At 40.9% G+C, this 18,542-nt stretch carries 17 protein-coding genes; 3 read left to right on the top strand and 14 right to left on the bottom strand.

The features are described from left to right. The first annotated feature begins 22 nt into the window (after positions 1-22). Together LQ201_RS02475 and LQ201_RS02470 are read left to right on the top strand one after the other, a co-directional pair. On the top strand, positions 23-997 hold the full coding sequence (locus tag LQ201_RS02475; protein ID WP_230143751.1) for a glycoside hydrolase family 5 protein: 975 nt from the start codon (positions 23-25) through the stop codon (positions 995-997). Between the two features lie 359 nt (positions 998-1,356). Then, positions 1,357-3,180 (top strand): glycoside hydrolase family 2 protein, encoded by a 1,824-nt coding sequence (locus tag LQ201_RS02470; RefSeq protein WP_230143752.1) that lies wholly within the window; start codon positions 1,357-1,359, stop codon positions 3,178-3,180. 205 nt (positions 3,181-3,385) lie between these two features. On the opposite strand, the gene LQ201_RS02465 is transcribed toward LQ201_RS02470, so the two are convergent. From LQ201_RS02465 to LQ201_RS02415, 11 genes are all read right to left on the bottom strand, one after another. After that, the gene (locus LQ201_RS02465; RefSeq protein ID WP_230143754.1) at positions 3,386-4,000 is read right to left on the bottom strand and encodes a TetR/AcrR family transcriptional regulator; all 615 of its coding nucleotides are present in this window, start codon (positions 3,998-4,000) and stop codon (positions 3,386-3,388) included. Positions 4,001-4,131: 131 nt separating this feature from the next. Continuing rightward, a complete protein-coding gene (locus LQ201_RS02460; RefSeq protein ID WP_230143755.1) occupies positions 4,132-4,719 on the bottom strand; it encodes an SRPBCC family protein in 588 nt (195 codons plus the stop codon). A gap of 19 nt (positions 4,720-4,738) precedes the next feature. Then, on the bottom strand, positions 4,739-5,518 hold the full coding sequence (locus LQ201_RS02455; protein WP_230143757.1) for an SDR family oxidoreductase: 780 nt from the start codon (positions 5,516-5,518) through the stop codon (positions 4,739-4,741). A gap of 65 nt (positions 5,519-5,583) precedes the next feature. Then, positions 5,584-6,480 carry a 3-hydroxyacyl-CoA dehydrogenase gene (locus LQ201_RS02450; protein ID WP_230143759.1) on the bottom strand — a complete coding sequence of 299 codons (897 nt, stop codon included), beginning with the start codon at positions 6,478-6,480 and terminating at the stop codon, positions 5,584-5,586. Positions 6,481-6,566: 86 nt separating this feature from the next. After that, a complete protein-coding gene (locus tag LQ201_RS02445; protein WP_230143761.1) occupies positions 6,567-9,620 on the bottom strand; it encodes an efflux RND transporter permease subunit in 3,054 nt (1,017 codons plus the stop codon). Positions 9,621-9,630: 10 nt separating this feature from the next. Then, a complete protein-coding gene (locus tag LQ201_RS02440; protein WP_230143762.1) occupies positions 9,631-10,677 on the bottom strand; it encodes an efflux RND transporter periplasmic adaptor subunit in 1,047 nt (348 codons plus the stop codon). A gap of 5 nt (positions 10,678-10,682) precedes the next feature. After that, positions 10,683-12,056, bottom strand: coding sequence for a TolC family protein (locus LQ201_RS02435; RefSeq protein WP_230143764.1), 1,374 nt, complete (start codon positions 12,054-12,056; stop codon positions 10,683-10,685). A gap of 44 nt (positions 12,057-12,100) precedes the next feature. Continuing rightward, positions 12,101-12,709, bottom strand: a complete 609-nt coding sequence (locus LQ201_RS02430) for a TetR/AcrR family transcriptional regulator (RefSeq protein WP_230143766.1) — start codon at positions 12,707-12,709, stop codon at positions 12,101-12,103. Positions 12,710-12,998: 289 nt separating this feature from the next. After that, the gene (locus LQ201_RS02425) at positions 12,999-13,895 is read right to left on the bottom strand and encodes an AraC family transcriptional regulator (protein ID WP_230143767.1); all 897 of its coding nucleotides are present in this window, start codon (positions 13,893-13,895) and stop codon (positions 12,999-13,001) included. A gap of 59 nt (positions 13,896-13,954) precedes the next feature. After that, positions 13,955-14,773 (bottom strand): SDR family NAD(P)-dependent oxidoreductase, encoded by an 819-nt coding sequence (locus tag LQ201_RS02420; protein WP_230143769.1) that lies wholly within the window; start codon positions 14,771-14,773, stop codon positions 13,955-13,957. A 154-nt stretch (positions 14,774-14,927) separates the two neighbouring features. Continuing rightward, a complete protein-coding gene (locus LQ201_RS02415; RefSeq protein ID WP_230143771.1) occupies positions 14,928-15,275 on the bottom strand; it encodes a helix-turn-helix domain-containing protein in 348 nt (115 codons plus the stop codon). A gap of 206 nt (positions 15,276-15,481) precedes the next feature. Between LQ201_RS02415 and LQ201_RS02410 the strand changes: the two genes are divergently transcribed. Continuing rightward, complete coding sequence (locus tag LQ201_RS02410; RefSeq protein WP_371823034.1) at positions 15,482-16,255, top strand: NADPH-dependent F420 reductase; 774 nt, start codon at positions 15,482-15,484, stop codon at positions 16,253-16,255. Between the two features lie 255 nt (positions 16,256-16,510). On the opposite strand, the gene LQ201_RS02405 is transcribed toward LQ201_RS02410, so the two are convergent. The 3 genes from LQ201_RS02405 to LQ201_RS02395 all read right to left on the bottom strand — a co-directional run bounded on the left by LQ201_RS02405 (position 16,511) and on the right by LQ201_RS02395 (position 18,533). Then, a complete protein-coding gene (locus LQ201_RS02405; protein WP_230143776.1) occupies positions 16,511-17,557 on the bottom strand; it encodes an alpha/beta hydrolase in 1,047 nt (348 codons plus the stop codon). Between the two features lies 1 nt (position 17,558). Further along, the gene (locus tag LQ201_RS02400) at positions 17,559-17,984 is read right to left on the bottom strand and encodes a cupin domain-containing protein (RefSeq protein WP_230143778.1); all 426 of its coding nucleotides are present in this window, start codon (positions 17,982-17,984) and stop codon (positions 17,559-17,561) included. Between the two features lie 90 nt (positions 17,985-18,074). Beyond that, positions 18,075-18,533 (bottom strand): cyclophilin-like fold protein, encoded by a 459-nt coding sequence (locus tag LQ201_RS02395; RefSeq protein ID WP_230146591.1) that lies wholly within the window; start codon positions 18,531-18,533, stop codon positions 18,075-18,077. Positions 18,534-18,542: the final 9 nt, after the last annotated feature.

The following is an 18,542-nucleotide window of genomic DNA, read 5'->3' as shown; positions in this document are numbered from 1 at the left end:
TACCGTATTAAATAAATTCCTTATGAAAAGAGTTATGTTACTTTCAGCTTTTGCCTTTTCTACCATTATTGCTCTTGCGCAAAACGTAAACTGGGTTGAGCGGAACGGCGCCTTAAAAGTTGTTGGTGGGAAAATCTTAAACCGTAAAAACATTGAACCACAGCTCCGAGGTATAAGTTTATCGTGGAGCATCTGGGGAGGCAAAAAGTATTATAATCAAGATGTTGTAAACTGGCTTAAATCTGATTTTAATATCAGTTTATTGCGTGTGTCTATGGCGGTTCAGCCAGATAATGGTTATCTGCAGGATCCCCTTGGACAGGAAAAGCTCATAACCGAAACGATCGATGCGGCCATTAAGAAGAATCTGTATGTGGTGATTGACTGGCACGATCACCATGCAGATGAACATTTGGATCAATCAAAAATATTCTTTGCAAAAATGGCCAAAAGGTACGCCGGGAAACCGAATATTATTTATGAGATATTTAATGAGCCAGAAAAAATAGCATGGCAAACCGTTAAGGATTATGCGGTGCAGGTAATTGCCGAGATCAGGAAATACGATGCTGAAAATGTAATTGTTGTTGGTAGCCCGCATTGGGACCAGGATATAGACGTGGTTGCCAAAGATCCAATCAAGGGATTCAGCAACATTGCTTATTCTTTTCATTTTTATGCGTCTGAACCAAGCCATCAGGAAGTTTTAATGAGGCGGGCTGATAATGCAATTTCTGCTGGTCTGCCCATTTTTGTAACAGAGTGGGGTGTGGGCGAGGCTAATGGCGATGGTATATTCGATACCAGTAAAACCGATAAATGGTTTTCTTGGATGGAGAAAAACAAATTGAGCTGGGCAAACTGGAATATTACCGATAAAAAAGAAACAACTGCACTGTTAATGCCTGGTGCATCTCCAAAAGGAAAATGGAAGCCAGAAATGCTTAGTCCGGCAGGGAAATACATTAGGACGACGCTCAGGAGCCTGAACAAATAATATCAGATTTCCTGGCTTAAATAAATAATCCCGTTCCAGAAAAATTCCACGCGAACGGAAAATTATTCCAATCAGATAACTGCCAATTTCTCGTTGTGATTGTGCGTTTCCCTGATCATATCGATATCCCCTGAAGTGATTAACGCTATGCAACCAGTTCCTAAAGGAAGGTCGTGATTTACTATTCTTTTTACGTTATGGCCGTGGCTTCAGGTAGAATGAACTTTTTAATCCACTCAAAAAAAGTTTCATTACAAAACGATACTTGTTGTGGTGTTTTTATTTAATAAATCGTTTTAGATTGATGAAAAATAATATATTAGTGTCGTAGAACCAAAGATCCTTAATCTCCAGATAATATGAAAAATATAGGTTTACCAATCCTTTTCCTGATAATATTGTTGCAGGTATATGGTGAAAATGTTTGCGCCCAGACAGCAAAACTACCTACTAAATGGACTGAACAGGCGATGACGGCCCAAAATCCTTTTCCTGATTATCCCCGGCCCCAGATGGTGCGCGGAGAATGGAAGTCGTTAAACGGCAAATGGGATTATATCGGTGGAAAAAATAAACTTAATGCATTCAATCCGAAAATGCCGATTGCATTTGATGGAAAACCAGAACAGATACTTGTTCCATACTGCCCTGAATCGGTGATCTCGGGTATTGAGCGCAATCAGGAGGTTAACATGTGGTACCGCAGGCGTTTCGAAATTCCACAGAACTGGAAGGGTAAAAATATTTTAATCAATTTTGAGGCTGTTGATCATGATGCAACTATTTTCGTTAACGGAAAAAAGGCAGGGTCTCATGCGGGTGGCTATGATGCTTTTTCGCTGGATATCACCCCATTGCTAAAATCTGGGCGTAATGAGCTAATTGTTGCCGCTTACGATTCCAATGATGGCAGAATGCCTTCGGGCAAAAATGGACCACGGGGAGATTATACCTTCAGCTCGGGCATCTGGCAGAGCGTATGGCTTGAACCGTTGGGCGCAGCTCACATCAAAAATATTAAGCTATTGCCCGATCTGGAAAATAACAGGCTCAAGGTAACTGTCGATGCAAATTCCTCTATGGTATCCGCGGTAGCACTTGATGGCAATAAGATCGTATCCCAGGCGCAGGGAAGTAACGGAAAGACTTTTTATCTGCCCATCCCAAATCCAAAGTTATGGTCTCCAGATGAACCTTTTCTTTATGATCTTAAAATCACGCTCAAAGATCAGAACGGTGAAACCGTTGATGAGGTAAAGAGCTATTTCGGTATGCGCGATATCAGGTTGGGCAAGGTGTCTGGTGTGATGCGTCCGCTGTTGAACGGAAAGTTCATCATGCAGGTTGGCCTTCTCGATCAGGGCTATTGGCCAGATGGAATTCTGACCGCTCCCACCGAGGAGGCGCTGAAATCTGATCTGGAATTTACAAAAAAGGCAGGTTTTAACCTCATCCGCAAACATATGAAAACCGAGCCGAAACGTTTTTACTATTGGGCAGATAAACTGGGCGTGCTGCTTTGGCAGGACATGCCTGCAATCTGGTACCAGAATGAGGATACCGCAAAAGTACGCTCCGTTTTTCGCAAGGAGCTCAAGGCGGTAATGGATGAATATTACAACTCACCCTCAATTATTGCCTGGGTACCCTTTAATGAGAACTGGGGTGCTTTCGATGTACCGGCGATTACGGACTGGGTAAAAAATTACGATCCCTCACGACTGGTAAATGGAAATTCGGGATTTAACAACAATCCCGGTTATCAGAAAGCGGCCGGTGATCCGGGTAATGGAGACTTTGTGGATACTCATATTTATATAGGCCCTTATGATGCCTCCAGACCGGACGATAAAAGGGCGGCATCTTTGGGAGAATTCGGCGGTGTGGGGCTTTTTGTTAGGGAGCACATGTGGCCTGTGGAAAACAATGCATATGCCTATGAACCTACCAGTGCTGCGTTGACGGATAGGTATGTACTGCTGATGAGCCAGGTTGAACAGCTGATGAAGTACAAGGGCCTTAGTGTAGCCGTTTACACCCAGACAACCGATGTAGAGCATGAGGTTAACGGATTGCTGACCTATGACCGTGCGGTTGAAAAAATGGATATCAAGAGGGTAAATGAAATAAACAGGGCGGTGATAACTGAGGGAAAAAGATTAAATGCACTGGGAGGACACTAGAATAGATGACTGGGCGGGTTATTGAATTATTGATAAGGATTTCATTTTTACTGTTAGGTATTTCATGGCAACCCCGCTCTGTGATGAGGTTTATGATTAGCATATGAGGCTAATATTGGGCCATTGTTAAATTTATCTCTATTGCCACGATCGATAAATTTACTTGTTTTTATTATCGGCAACAAAATTGCTTAAAACCGGACATTTAATTTTGATATTGAACCATGATGTTTTTATCCATTATTTCAGATAGAAAAGAACAGGTTTTTTGGCTTACGAGATCAGAGATATCATTTCTTTTCGCAATGCCTGATCCTTGAAATCTCGCTCTTGTGGCTGCATCGTTCAGAAATATCATATCAAGTTCCCTTAAGAACTGGATGAACACCCCCTTAAACATATGGGGGCTATTGTCATCTCTCCCAAAGACAGCTTTTGAAACCAAATTCATATTTTCAGTCACACATACCCTTCTTGATAAACCCAGGTTGTCTAAAAAACCTATCTTTCTTAAGTAATCCGGGGAATGGTATAGCCGACTATATTTTTCAAATGTTAAACGCTTTATTTCAACCAGTTCATCGATAAAATTGGATAGCGACTCATATCTTATACACTGCTTTTTGATCAAAATACGTTCTTCATTCGTTATTTTTTCTAAAACACAGATCACCAGTTCGTCTTTGTTCTTGAAATACCAATATAGAGATGGAATACTCACCCTTAACGATTTGGCTATATCTTTAAGGGGAGTTTTTTTAATTCCAAAATGTGAAAACAGCTGTATAGCGGCATCTATTATCTTACTTCGATTTAACATATCATATAAATTTTATAAGGATATCAGACAACGCTAACTGATCAAAATAATTTACAAATGGTCTAAACTCCCATTATTAATCTGTATGTATCTCTATGTTTAAATATAATCAAAGAGGGCTCCTAAGTATATTAATTCTTTGATTGTTGTTCTGATCGTTCTTTCAGGTTTATTAGCCATTCTCCAATATGGTTACTAACCATATTTGGTGCAAAAATCTTCTCCATTTTTGTTTTTGGTCCATTTTGAGACTCGTTTGAAACAACTTTGCAGCCATCTTTGGTTGGGATAATCACCCACGCATTGTAAACGGTCATTTTTTTGTTATCGGTTTCACCTAACCAAGCGATTTGATACGGAGGATTGAATTCCCTGATGGCTGAGGTGAATTTGCCCTCCGGATTCCAGATAAAGACACTAGATAAATTAAGTCTGCCTTCAGGCGAATTGGACAATTTGATGCCTTCAGATCTTTTGTACCATTCCGGCCATTTCCCTGCATTGATGAAGATATCCCAAACCACTTGGGGCGAAGCTTTAATGTCAATTTCGTTATGTATGAAAAAATCAGATTCTGCCGGTTTAAATCCTTGCGGCCAGTTGATTTTTTCGGAATAGGGCAGGCTTGACTGAACCACTTTCTTGTGTGAATAACAAGAGGAAAGGAGCAACGATATGCCCGTTAAGCCAACGAGCATGAATGATTTTATTGTTTTCATTTTATATATCATTTATAAACTATTTTTGTTTTTGACTTGCCAGCCCCTTTTTAATCTTCATCATAATACCATCAGGAACAAAATTGGGAAGTTTAGCGTTAAACCAGTTTTGAAAACCAACTACTTTTTTTCCACTCCCTTCTAGTAGATGCTTTACACCCTGTGTTGCCACTTCTTTGGGAGTCATCGGCTTGGTTTTATGAAGGTTGGTAGTTTGCATCTCAGGTGTGGTAAATCCGGTATCCACAGTACCAGGATAAAGAGACGAAACGGTAACTCCGGTACCTTCCAATTCGGCAGCGAGTGTTTCACTAAATGCCTTTACGAAAGCCTTGGTGGCAGAATACACAGAAAAATAAGGCATCGGTAAAAATGCGACCACCGATGCTATGTTCATAATCCGGCCAGATTTGCGGCTGACCATATCTTGTGCAAAAAGTTTAGTCAATACAACCAAACTGGAAATATTTAATTGAATCATACTCAATTCTTCTTCCAGTGGCGTTTCAGTAAAATTGCCATAGTTGCCAATACCAGCATTATTTACCAGGTGGGTCACCAATAGGTTTTCATCTTTCACCTTTTGGTAAAGGTTTTTAGCAGCATTCACATCAGAAAGATCTGTAGCGAAATATTGAACCAGAATGCCAGACTTGTTTATTAGTTCTGATTGCATTTGCTGTAATTTGTTCTCTGTACGGGCAACCAAAATCAGGTTCTTTTTTTGTGCTGCCAATTGATTGGCCATTTCGTAGCCAATTCCGGATGATGCTCCGGTGATTAATATGTATTCTTTCATCTTTAGTAAAATTTATGTGGGTAATGCTTTAATTCGTTTTACAGGGTACTTCTAACCTTTATTTTCTATTTCAGGAAATCAGCGTTTTGATAAGCTGGGTTTGGATAAGTATAAAAACCTTCTCCTGTAGAAATACCGAGTTTATTTTGATCAATGAAGTTCTCTTTCATAAAGCCCTGTCTTTGCTTCCAGACCTCGTCTCCACTTGACTCTGCAATTGAGCTCACTACATTGTAGGCTGTATTCATTCCAACAAAGTCTAACATAGCCATTGGCCCCAGATCAACCCCCAGGCTTTTCATCCAGGTCTTGTCAATAGAGGCCACATTGGCAACACCATTTCGGTAGAGGTCGAACCCAGCTATCAATAAAGGCAATAAAAGCGAGTTCGTGATGTAGCCGGGCTGTTCTTTATAGATTGGTATGGATATCATCCCGATCGATTTAGCGAATTGAACTATCTGCTCAAAAATTTCGGGATCTGTACTGGGATGTCCCATAATTTCCGCCAAGTTATTCTTTAGCAGATTAGTGGCGAAGTGCAAAGCCAAAAACCGTTCAGGCCTGCCTGTTTCAGCCGCAAATTGGCTTGGCAACAATGTAGAAGTGTTGGTGCAGAAAATTGTTTTCTCCGGAGCCAAAGCACCCAGTCTGGAATAAAAATCTTTTTTTATCTGAATGTTTTCCGGAATCGCTTCAATCGTGAGATCGGCATCTTTTACGGATGCCGCCACATCTGTTGTAAAGTTTATGGTTGAGACTGCAATATCCAAATCGGCAGGTTTCGCGTTCAAATCCTGCTGATACGATTTTTTAAACTGCTCGAACTTCAGCTTTGCATTCGCCAATAGTTCTTCGTTGATATCGAACAAAGTCACATTATAGCCATGGTAAGCAGTCTGAAAGGCAATCTGCGCACCCAGTACGCCAGATCCAAATACGGTAACGTTTTTAATTTTCATCTTTTAATTTTTAAGTATGCAGTTAATCAGGTTAATCAAGAACAGTCTCAATTCCAGAAACAAGTCTTCCCATCTATTTTGACATATCATATCTTTTCGTGCAATTGTGGAGGTATGAGTTTGTACATTACCGGGGTAACGATCCTTGATAATATGGTAGAGCTGATCAGCCCTCCAATCAGTACAATGGCAAGTGGCGCTATCTGCGGATTGGGATTCATGGCAATCGGGATGAGACCGCAAATAGCTGTAATAGAAGTAAGTACAACAGGAAGAAACCTGGTTTCACCGGCAATATGGATCGCCTCATCTATGCTTTTTCCATCTTCCCGCAATTGGTTGGTAAAATCAACCAGTAACAACGAATTCTTTACCTGTATGCCCGATAAACCAATGAAACCGATGATCGATACCAGCGACATCGGATTTCCTGTCATCAGCAGAAATATCACCCCGCCCAAAACGCCCAAAGGAATAATTGATAAAACGATAATGATCCCCTTAAATGTCTTAAACTGTAGCAGCAGCACAGCGATAAACAGGAATGTACTCAGGATGATCACCGAAAGGAAATTTCCCCCCAGCGCATCACCTTCCGATTCAGCCTCCCCAGACAGTTTATAATAATAGCCCTTGGGCATTTTTAATTTGTTGAGTTCGGGCACAATATCCTTGAGGATATCATTTGCCAAAACATTATCCTTGGTGAGCGAGGTAACCTTTGCAAACCGTGATTTATTGAAATGATTAATTGCAGTTGGAGAGGTTTCCAGCCCAATGGTTGCAATCTGATCGATCTGAATTGGTGCACCCTGGATATTGTTCACATAAAGGTTCTTTAATGCATTTAGATTTGAAAATTTATTACGTGGAATGGTAATCACCACATTCCTCGAATCACCCCTGTCATCAATGTAATCCCCAACAGTTAGTCCGGCAACAGCCAACCTGATCACCTTGTCAATGTCGCTGGTCAGTACGCCCAATGTCCGCGCCTTTGCCTTATCAATCTTGATCTTTACATCTGACTTATAGGCATTGAGTTCATTGTTGATGAAAAAAGTACCTGGATGTTTACGTAACAGCTCCTCCACTTTGAACGAGAGCGATCGCAGGGTATCCTGATTCTCTCCAAAAACCCTGACCACAATATTCGCCTCTATCGGAGTGCCTTGTTCAAAATCCTTCACCTCTATTTTTGCATAGGGGAAATCAGTGAATTTGCTTCTAAGCGTTTTAATCAGTTCAGTTTTGTCATTTGGGCTTGTCTCTTCTTCCAATTGCACAAAAATCTGAGCAAAATCCGGTTTTATATCCTGCTGATGCACGTTGTAATAGATCTGTGGGTTACCTTTTCCTACATTTGAGGTGTAGTAAACGATTTCCTTATGCTTTTTCAGTTCCATTTCCACCAGCTTTGCGGCGCTATCGCTTTCTGGGATATTTGCCTGTAGCGGCATTTTAATATTGATCAGAAACATTGGCTTTTCTGAGGTTGGAAAAAGTTTAAATCCTGCCAGTGGGAAGAGTAAAAAGGCCAATACGCTTAATGCAATGGAAATACTAATGGTTGCCTTTGGCCACTTTAGCGCCAATGGCATAATACCACGATACGACCAGGTCAAAAAGCCCTGCAATTTTTTTAAGAAATAATTTCCTTCCCCATGGGTATGGGTTTTCAGGATCTTGCTGCCGATAAAAGGCACGAGTGTAAGCGCCACGATCATAGAGGCCAGTACACTGGTAATAATGGCCATAGGTAGGCTTCGGATAAATTCTCCGGCCATATCAGGCAGAAAAGCCAATGGTAAAAATGCAATCACAAGCGTTGCGGTACAGCCTACAACAGCTGCCCCAATCTGTTTGGTACCCTTTAAAATAGCATCCTTTCTGGAATGGCCTTCCCTTAACCACCTTTCTATATTCTCTACAACAACGATACTATCATCAACCAATAGCCCCAATGCTACCACAAGCCCAACAATACTGAGCTGGTTGAGTGAGAAGCCTAAAAGGTTCATTGCAATAAGACCAAGGGCCAGTGAGAGTGGAATGGAAATCATTACGATCAGTGATGGTCTGAAGCCCAAAGGCAACAGGGTAACCACTACTAATAGTATGGCCAATCCAAAATCAAAGCCCAGGTGTCCCAGCCGCTTTGATACCATATCTGCCTGGTCAAAATTTTTGACCATTTTAATGTTCTGCGGCAAGGTTTGAGAAAATTGTTCCAATACTGGAGTGTACTCTTTCTTAACCTGACTGATGTCCACATTGTTCTTCATCGAAGAGGTAACCAATATACAGCGTTGTCCATTGATCCTGGTAATGTGGTTAATGGTACCGTCCATATAGCTAACATGGGCCACATCCTTTAGGTATATGATTTTTCCATTGGAATTATAGATTATCGTATTGGCCACATCTTTAACATCTTTAAACTTACCACTGGTCTTCACATTAAAGACCTTACTATCTATATTAATACTTCCTCCTGGAATATCAGCCGCCTCGCTTTGTAGGCTGCCTATAACCAGGTTCAATGGTATTTTTAGCTGTGCTAGTTTATCGAGTTGCATGTCGATGCGGATTTCCTGCTCTGGCATCCCGGTATACTTTACCTCTCTCAGATTGGTAATCTTTTCCAGCTGGGTCTTCAATTTGTCCGCATTGTCGCGCAATGTTTTGGACGAAGCGGTGTTTGAGATCAGCGCAACCTGAATAATCTTTACATCTGACGAAGCAATTTTTTCGGTCTTGATCTGATAAATGTCCTTTGGAAGTTCGCCGTTTTTCAGCGCATTGATTTCCGTTGATATTTCCTGGTATTTGTTATCCACATCAACACCATACTTGAACTTGATCTGTATCGCTGCTACACCATCTTCAACCGTGGTCAGGATCTTATCGATGTTCTCCAAGCCATAGATTTTATTTTCTATGGGCTTTACCACTTGTTCTTCCATATCCTTCGGGCTGGTACCAGGGTAGATTACCGTTACCAGATATTGCGGAGGGTGGGTAGTAGGATCCTCCGAGCGGGGCATGGTAAAGAGCGTAAGCAGGCCCACCACTGCCACAAGCACAAATATGATCAGGGTAAACTGGTAGTTCTTTACAGCAAAATTTGTAATTTTCATCTCGTGGTTTTTATTTGATAATTTTTACGGTGGACTGTTCGTTGAGGTAGGCGCTATTAGAAATAACTATGCGATCTATTCCTTCCAGTTTATCTTTTAGGTAAACATTTTTATTGTCAAACTTCAGGATGGTTACAGGCACTTTTCTAACGCTGTTTGCATCCTTAGGGGTAAAGATGTAACCCGTCTCTCCATCTGCCTCTACAAGGGCACTGAATGGGATCACGGTCCTGTTTTCTGAAGCATTGGTTTCGATTGCCGCCTTCCCAAACATGCCAATTGCAGGTTTCAGATTGCCCATCTGAAGCTTCAGCTCTACCTGAAAAGATCCGATAGCGGCATCAGCCGATTGAAGTTTACGCAGTACCGTTGCCTGGAATGGCTGTTCGGGATAACCATCAAGATAAACAACCGCCCGTTGCCCTGCACTGATTCCTGCCCACTCCAGGTCGGTTACCCCAACCTTTAACAGGTAGCTGTCAGTTTTTTGGGTTGAGCCCGTCATCAGCACCGGCATTCCGCCACCAATCACTTCGCCTACACTGGCAACCTTTTTGGTTACAAAACCATCAGAGGCCGCGTAGATTCTGGCATAACGCTGATTGAAGGCGGTTGCCTCACTTGTTTTTTTTGCAACATCCAATGCCGTTTTGGTGTTCTGCAGCTGTTCCAGCGTAAAAACGCTGTCTTTATAAAGGTTTACTGCTCTGGCATAGTCGCGAGCGGCCTTATCTACACCAAGATTCGCTTGGGCCAGACCGGCTGCAATCTCGGTGGTATTCAGGGTGGCCAGCAATTGCCCCTTTTTAAAAAATTGTCCCTCATTTACCAGGATGCTACTGATTACCCCACCAATTTTGAAGGAATAATTGGCATCATTTTCAGTGCCGACTAATCCAGTGACCTGAATGGAATTTGTTACCCCAAAAGAGGAAAGGGGCGCAACTTTTACAGAAATGATATCTGGCTGGCCAAGAGGATTTGTATTTTTCGGTTTTTCTTTGCAGGCAAACAATAGTGATGTAAGCGCAATAAGTGTGAGTTGTGTCTTCTTCATGATATTTATTGTATGTTGAAACTGGCGTTGGCACGTTGGATAGCGGTAAGGGATATCCAGGTGTCGAATAGGGCAATGTTGGATTGAAGTTGGGCATCTACCCATTGGTTCTGGGCATCAAGTAGTTCTATATAAATGGCCATTCCCTCTTTATAGAGCTTGGTCATGTCATTATAATAGGTCTGACTGGTTTTTAGTTGTGATTGGGCCGCCCGGTACTGAGCTGAAGCACTTTGCAGGTTTGCCCTGCGCACATTCAGTTCGGTAAGTAGTTGCTGGGTTACATGATTGGTCTGCGCCGATACAGCTTGTTCACTGGCAATAGCCTGTTTTATCTTATAACTGTTCCGTCCTGAGGAAAACAGGTTCCATTCCAATGAAACGCCCAATAGATAATATCTGCTTTTTTGGTTAAACTTCCAGTCAAAGGACTGAGAACCCAGATCGAGCGAAGTACCAACTTTAGGTATGAGATAAGATTTGGCAAGGCCGGTAAGGTTTTTATTTATTCCTTTGGCAATCTCAAGCTTCGCCAGTTCCTCGCGGCCATTCACATCATTAAGCAATAAATTATCCTGGGCGGGCAGCAATGGAACATCGTCGGCCAGAATGGGATCCGTTAATGGCCTGTTCAATAGAAAATTGAAATAATAACGGGCAGATTCCTCTGTTTTTTGAGCAGCGGTAAGTGATGCGTTTATTTTTGATACCTCGTTCTGGCTGCGGATCACAGCCGTACGGTTGATTTTGTTGTTCTCAAAGAGTTTCCGGTTTACCCTTTCACCTTCTTCGAGCAGTTTCAGAAAGGATTGGTAAATCCTTATTGCATTGGTAGCTTTAAGATAGTTGTAATATGCCGTTTTAATTTCTTTGACCAGTTCACGTTTATACATCTGTATTTCCGCTTTTTGCAAGTCCACCTGTTGTGCTTTGATCCGCTTGTTATATACGAGTTCGGCATTTAGGATGGGAAGACTGGTGCGGAACTTGGCATCGTAGAAGTTATCGGGATTAAGCAGTATGCTCTGGTTCTCGAGCTGGGGAAAAGAGTTACTTCCTGTGAGCTGGTTCAACGTGGAGTAGGCGGCGTTAAAAAGATCACCTGTAGGAAAATCAATTGTTCTGCCTCCGTCGGCTTTCGTGTAAGTTGTAGAAAAAGTTACGCTGGGCAGGAACATGCTTTTTGCCTCTTGAAGGGCATAGATGTTCTTTTGCAAAAGGAAGTTTTGCTCCTTGATGCTCTGATTTGACGCTAGCCCCTGTGCGATATAGTCGTCCAAACGATTTTGGGCATTTAGCCCCAATGGGAGTAAGATGACTGAGCACTTTAAGACGGTCAGTCTGTAAATAGTAGGCAGGTTTCGAATGTAATTAATCATTGTAATAAAATTAAACAGTGTTCAATAAAATATTAAAAAAAAGGTTAACCCTTCTCAAGTAGTGAAACAAAACATGCATAACCATTCTCCATAAGTTCCTTGTTGGTCTTGTGTTCAAAACTCATAGTTCTGTCTTTGCAGAAAAGAGCACAGATGCCATGAGTAGCAGATAGGATCATAAATGTAAGATACTCTGAATCCATGTCTTTAAAGCGGCCAGCCTGTTGGCATTCTAATACCAAGTCATGCAGGTACTTTATTGCTTCTTTTGCAATCTGGAAACCGCTTTCTTCTGAATTTTTTAACGGCTCTTCTACCAGGAACATGAGGTTATAATAATCTTTATTCTCCTGGGCAAACTGGATGAATGCACGTCCAGAGGCTTTTAGGCGTTCAAATGGCGCTATAACCGAATCCAGCACCCGAAGTTGTTTAAGAAGCAGGCTAAAGCCCTCTTTATGGAGTTCCTGAAAGATTTCACCCTTATCTTTAAAATGGAAATAAATTACCCCGGCACTATAGCTGATCTCAGTGGCGATGTTGCGCATACTGGTCTGCTCATAGCCGTTCTGAAGAAATACTTTTCTGGCACCATTTAATATGCGCTGCCTCATTTCTTGCTTCTCTCTTTGCTTTCTTTCTGTAATGCCCATTGATAAAATAATTTATAAAGATATTAACCTGATTAAGGAAATAACTTTTTCATTTGCAGCTTCTCATTTTAATTGACAGCACAAATGTATTGAACACTGTTCAATAAAACAAATATTTTTTTAAATGATTGTATGTTTTACTTAACCTTGATGATTTTGCTGAAAACTAATAATTTAAGATTAGAATCTCTATCAACGTTTAGCGCTACTTGTTGCAAGTCCCTCAGCCGAGACTTTTTCAAGGGGGATTAATTATAACATTAAGAAGGCTAGCGTATCAACGTTGCTATTAATTTAGGAAGTGGTCTTTGAATTGCGTGGGTGATGTTCCCACTTCTTTTTTAAACAGCCGGGAAAAATAGGTCGTGTTTTCAAAACCAAGTAAATGCGAAATCTCTGATACATTCAATTCGCCTTCTACCAATAGGTTTTTAGCTTTAGCAATCAGGAAAAGGTGGATTAGCTCTAATGCCGTTTTTCCTGTCTCTTCCTTTAGCAGATCGGTTAAATAGCGCGGAGATATATGCAGCTTTTCTGCCATTAAAGAAACAGTGGGAAGTCCAATCTCTTTCGTTTTCCGCTCTTCAAAATTAACTGCAAGTAATTCGTTGAACTTTGTTACTGTTGAGCCGGATAATTGTGTACGGTTGATAAACTGTCTTTTATAAAAGCGCTGTGCATATTTGAGCATGGCGTCAATATGGCTAACTATGATGGCCTTGCTATGTTCGTCGGTATTATTGTGATATTCTTTATCAATGCTGAAATACAAGTTCCAGATAATTTCCTCCTCTGCAGGGGAGAGATGCAAGGCCTCATTCACCTCATAATCGAAGTAGCCATATTTCTTAATATCGTGGTAAAGGATAGTTCCGGGTAAGAAGTCTTCATGGATAATAATCAGAAAGCCTTTCTCTTCCAGTTCGACATTTTTAAAGGCAACTTTTTGGTGGGGCTTTACAAAAGACATCGAGCCACGGTCGTGGTCATATTTTGTTTTCCCATATTGCATGCTGCCCGATTTCAGCTTCTTAAATCCTATGATGTAAAATTCCGAAGAAAATTCGAGTATATTATTTCCGTCGCAGGTGCCCCGCTCACCGTATGCCACACTAAAAAGCGGATGCTCTGGCGGGTTAACGCCAAGCGCTTCATGCAGTTTGCTTATTTTTTTAAAGTGATCCATTTTTTAGCAGTGATAAAAACAGAACCCGGCAAATCCGGATCCTATAAAGTTAACTTTTATTAGCCATGTGCTGCCACAGAAACGTCCTGCCATGATTCCCATGTTTTCAGGCGCTCTTCGTAAGTATATTTTACCCAAGGAAAAGCAGTCTTGCCCAGTAGCAACCTCAATGGCGGATTTTCAGTATCAACTAATTTTAGAACCGCTCCGATAGTTGCAATAGGATTGCCGGAATCTTGCTCTCCGGCATGCTCATAAAAATCTTTTCTCATCTCATCGTAAGCATTTACAGTTGCACTTAAGGCAAGTGAATTGGTGCCGAAAAAATCTGTGGAGAAACCAGCCGGTTCCAGTATGGTTATCTTAACGCCAAAACCGCTCACTTCGCCGGCCAATGTTTCCGTAAGGCCTTCGACCGCGAATTTTGATGCACTATAAAGTCCCATCAATGATACCGTATTGAGTCCCAGCGCACTTGAAAGCTGAATGATGTGCCCCGATTTTTGCTCGCGCATAATAGGGAGGACCGCCTGTACAGTCCATAATGAACCCATTACATTCGTTTCAAACTGCGATCTCACGTCCTGCTCGCTCAACTCTTCTACAGCTCCAACATGACCGAAGCCTGCGTTATTAATTAATACATCGATACGGCCAAAGTGTTTTTTTGCAATTTCGATCGATTCAAAACTCAACTCTCTATCGGTTACATCAAGTTCTAAGACCAATAGATTCGAAGGGAATTCCTTTGCAAGTTCAGCCAATGTTTCCGGGTTGCGCACAGCCGCAACAACATTATCACCACGTTGTAAAAATGCTTCTGTCCAGATCCTGCCGAATCCGCGGGATGCGCCAGTTATAAAAATCGTTTTTGTCATTATATTATTATTTAATATTTGATGATGACAAATTTCAATCAATTATTAACAGCTATTGTGATACAAAAGTAGGTAATAATGAAACGTTTCTACGTTAGACCAATATTATGCTCTTTTTGATCTGCTTAACTACTTCGAACATCAGCTAAGTGCATTAATCTTTCGTGACTACTTTTCTATGGTTGATTCCCCAATCTTTTAAGGAATATATTATCGGTGTTAAGGTATCTGCATAAGGTTTCAGGGTGTACAGGATTTTGACGGGGTAGCCATCTAAAACGGTACGCTTTAATAGTTTATGCTGCTCCAGGTCCTTGAGTTCTTTAGCCAAAACTTTAGGAGTTATCCCTGGAATGCTTTCCTGTATGTCTGTAAAACGATCATTACCAACACCCACCGAAATAATAATGGGCAGTTTCCATTTGCCACTGATTACATCAAGCGCGTCCCTTACCGGCTTAACGGTATTCAAACAGTCACAGTGTTCTTTCTTCTTGGTCATAGTCTCATCCCTTAAATAATATCACTTTCCTTTGGGAAAGTACTATACAAAGGAAAGTAAAATATGATAACTTTGCAATAGTTATTTGAAATAGGCTGATTGTTAAGGATTAACGAAAAATTGAAATTTTGATCTTCTAATCAATCAATATGGTATGAAAAGACTTCAAGGAAAGGCTACCATAATCTGATAACACATCAAAACAAATATTAAAGATACTAAATATGAAAATAGGAATAATAGGTACAGGTGCCATTGGAGGTACCATTGCGAAAAAAATGGTTGCAGCAGGGCATCAGGTTTTCGTAACCAATTCGGCTGAATTTGTTGAACTGGAAAAGCGGGCAAATGAATTAGGTGCATTGCCTTCGCCCTTAAAAGACCTTGTTAAAGGTAAAGCTATGGTCGTACTATCAGTGCCAACCATAGCTATTCCTGGCCTGTCAAAAACTTTATTTGACGAAATGCCACCAGATACCATTATAGTGGATACGTCCAACTACTATCCATTCCGCGATGCCGACATCGAGGAAATCAAGAACGGTAAAGTGGAGAGCGTGTGGGTTGCTGAACAAATCGGGTGCCCTGTTATTAAAGCATTCAATAATCTGCTGGCAGAAAGTCTTGCGTTTGGGGGGAGATCTAAAGGTGCACCAGGGCGTATAGCAATGGCTATATCAGGAGATGATCCAAAAGCAAAAAAAGTTATCTCCGGACTTATCGACCAAGCAGGCTTTGATGTGGTTGATGCTGGTAATTTGGAAAGTTCATGGAGACACCAGCCAGGAACTCCGGCTTATTGTACAGAATTAAATGTATCGGACCTGAAACAGGCACTCAACGATGGTGTGAGGGAAGTTGCTGCTCAAATTAGGGATTCTGTGATTAAACTATTCGCTGAACGCACTACTCAACCCTCACATGAGGAGATCGTGGAATTTAACCGCGCCCTATTTCCTAAAAATCCAAAATCGGAGTAATTGGAGGTACAGTCATAGCTGAAAAATTAATTTACCACCGTAAACCTAAATTATATGTTAATTGATAGGTCGAGGAAGAATCGTCATCTCGCCACTATGCATTACTCGGGACGAGATGACGCAGATTTTGGAATTTGTCATTGATAGGGAACACACCGATTAAACCCATTGGCATGTTATCTAAAAGCTCCGAATCGATGTATTCTTCAGTTAATAAAACTCTAGGTTTGGTAGCACAAGTATTTTAACCATTCATTACTTTAAATTAATTTTAAAGAAACTATCCAATTTGTCAAAAGGGATTACATCTACTTTATCATACAAATCTACATGAACGGCTTTTGGAATAATAATCAATTCTTTCGGTTCATTCGCAATTTTGAAAATATCTTCACTGAAATATCTTGAATGTGCATTTTCTCCTGCAATCATTAGCATTGGCCTTGGCGAAATTTCTTTCACATAACTTAAAATTGGCATATTCATAAATGAAATTGGATTGGTAATCAGCCAGGCCCCGTTTGAATTAACTGAATTGACCTGAAAACCACGCGGCGTTCTATAATAATCGAAATATTCTTTAACGAATTGTGGTTCATCGCCTTTCAATGTTTCCGGTAAATTTCTCGGACCATCTGCAGGTTTTCCGGCTTTGGCATCCTTCCAACGTTGCTGGCTTAAATCTTCCAGCGTTTTGGTTCTTTGCTCAAGCGTCACAACATCATTGTATCCCCTCGACATTACTCTGGTCATATCGTACAAACTCGTAGTGGCAACCGCTTTTACTCGTTTATCAATTGCTGTTGCATTCAATGCGAAACCTCCAAATCCACAAATTCCAATGATGCCTATTTTGTTTCTGTCTACATTTTTCTGTAATCCCAGAAAGTCAATTGCGGCACTGAAATCTTCAGTGTTGATTTCCGGTGAAGCAACATTTCTTGGCTCGCCACCGCTTTCACCGGTGTAAGATGGATCAAATGCCACAACAGCAAAACCACGTTCTGCCATTTGATTGGCATACAATCCTGACGATTGTTGTTTTACTGCTCCAAAAGGTCCGCCGATTGCCAATGCCGATAATTTTTCGGTTCCTATATTTTTTGGAATGTATAAATCTCCGCTTAATGTAATGCCATATCGGTTTTTGAAGCTAACTTTTTGACGAGTTACTTTATCGCTGAGCTGGAATGTATAATGTTCTTTTGATGTATTCATTTTTTCTGAATTTGATTTTACTTTTTGTGCAAATAATTGTCCTGTTACCAGAAACAGTACAGCGATTGCTAATACTTTTCTCATTTTATTTTGATTTATTTTTTTTAATTGAATATTGTTCATCTGTTACGGCTTCGTTCCAGTTTACAATGCCTTTTTCTGTGTTTGGAACGATGTACAGCTGTTGCAAGCCCACATCAGCACTCGCTCCGTGCCAATGCCTTACATTTGGTGGGCATTTTACGACACTTCCTTTTTTGATGATTTCAACAGGCTGCCCTTCGATTTGATGATAGCCCACTCCGTCGGTAATAATGAGGATTTGGCCTGCAGGGTGACTGTGCCAATGGCTTCTGGCACCGGGTTCGAAATATACATTGCCAACTAATGTATTGTAAATGCTATCTGAAGCAACCAGGCTGGTAGGATAAGCACTCCCAGTAAAGGTCGCGCTCGAGCCTTTTTCTCCCTTAGGGAAAATTTCTGTTAGTGCGCTTTTATCATTTTTCATATTTTCTTTATTTTGATTGTTGCACGATAGTGCTGTCAGTGAGACAGATATCCATAACAAAGTGGATTTATAGCTACTTTTCATTTTATTCTAATTGTTTTCAAATTTTACGATCACATTTCCGGCACCCAATGCCTGGGCAAGCCCGGTAGGATTGTCAACATATCCAAGTTTTGTATAACTGTATGAGGTGTTGAAATTTTTATAAAAAAGCACCAAAACATTGTTTCCGTAAAGCATTAGGTCACCAACCTTTATATTACCTCCAACTATAGCATTTGTAGGCAGCAGGCTGGGAAAATCGTAGTATTTTTCATTGCCATTTAGCTCAGTCATATTTATAGTAAGTGGCAGCCGGGCTTTAAATGCCGTTGCACTTGGGTTGTTATATAATACTGCTGTAAAAACTGATGAGCCGATTGTAATTTTCATTTTGGTTGTATTTGTATCTGATGACGTATCCCGGGTTTCCGCTTGTTCAGGATTTTCATCCTTGGAACAGGCGTTAAGTTGCATAGCAATCATCAGAACCAGAATTATAGCTTTCATTTTCATCTT

This window comes from Pedobacter sp. Bi126, from assembly GCF_918698245.1.
Taxonomy (GTDB): Bacteria; Bacteroidota; Bacteroidia; order Sphingobacteriales; family Sphingobacteriaceae; genus Pedobacter.
The sequence above is the reverse complement of the archived record's forward strand: the minus strand, read 5'-3'. Positions and strand labels throughout refer to the sequence as shown.

Bases quoted from the DNA above. Each gene is read 5' to 3' on its own strand.
- LQ201_RS02465 (WP_230143754.1), bottom strand. From the start codon at position 4,000: ATGTTAAATCGAAGTAAGATAATAGATGCCGCTATACAGCTGTTTTCA.
- LQ201_RS02435 (WP_230143764.1), bottom strand. From the start codon at position 12,056: ATGATTAATTACATTCGAAACCTGCCTACTATTTACAGACTGACCGTC.
- LQ201_RS02430 (WP_230143766.1), bottom strand. From the start codon at position 12,709: ATGGGCATTACAGAAAGAAAGCAAAGAGAGAAGCAAGAAATGAGGCAG.
- LQ201_RS02425 (WP_230143767.1), bottom strand. From the start codon at position 13,895: ATGGATCACTTTAAAAAAATAAGCAAACTGCATGAAGCGCTTGGCGTT.
- LQ201_RS02475 (WP_230143751.1), top strand. From the start codon at position 23: ATGAAAAGAGTTATGTTACTTTCAGCTTTTGCCTTTTCTACCATTATT.
- LQ201_RS02455 (WP_230143757.1), bottom strand. From the start codon at position 5,518: ATGAAAGAATACATATTAATCACCGGAGCATCATCCGGAATTGGCTAC.
- LQ201_RS02400 (WP_230143778.1), bottom strand. From the start codon at position 17,984: ATGAAAAATGATAAAAGCGCACTAACAGAAATTTTCCCTAAGGGAGAA.
- LQ201_RS02450 (WP_230143759.1), bottom strand. From the start codon at position 6,480: ATGAAAATTAAAAACGTTACCGTATTTGGATCTGGCGTACTGGGTGCG.
- LQ201_RS02420 (WP_230143769.1), bottom strand. From the start codon at position 14,773: ATGACAAAAACGATTTTTATAACTGGCGCATCCCGCGGATTCGGCAGG.
- LQ201_RS02440 (WP_230143762.1), bottom strand. From the start codon at position 10,677: ATGAAGAAGACACAACTCACACTTATTGCGCTTACATCACTATTGTTT.
- LQ201_RS02470 (WP_230143752.1), top strand. From the start codon at position 1,357: ATGAAAAATATAGGTTTACCAATCCTTTTCCTGATAATATTGTTGCAG.
- LQ201_RS02405 (WP_230143776.1), bottom strand. From the start codon at position 17,557: ATGAGAAAAGTATTAGCAATCGCTGTACTGTTTCTGGTAACAGGACAA.
- LQ201_RS02415 (WP_230143771.1), bottom strand. From the start codon at position 15,275: ATGACCAAGAAGAAAGAACACTGTGACTGTTTGAATACCGTTAAGCCG.
- LQ201_RS02395 (WP_230146591.1), bottom strand. From the start codon at position 18,533: ATGAAAGCTATAATTCTGGTTCTGATGATTGCTATGCAACTTAACGCC.
- LQ201_RS02445 (WP_230143761.1), bottom strand. From the start codon at position 9,620: ATGAAAATTACAAATTTTGCTGTAAAGAACTACCAGTTTACCCTGATC.
- LQ201_RS02460 (WP_230143755.1), bottom strand. From the start codon at position 4,719: ATGAAAACAATAAAATCATTCATGCTCGTTGGCTTAACGGGCATATCG.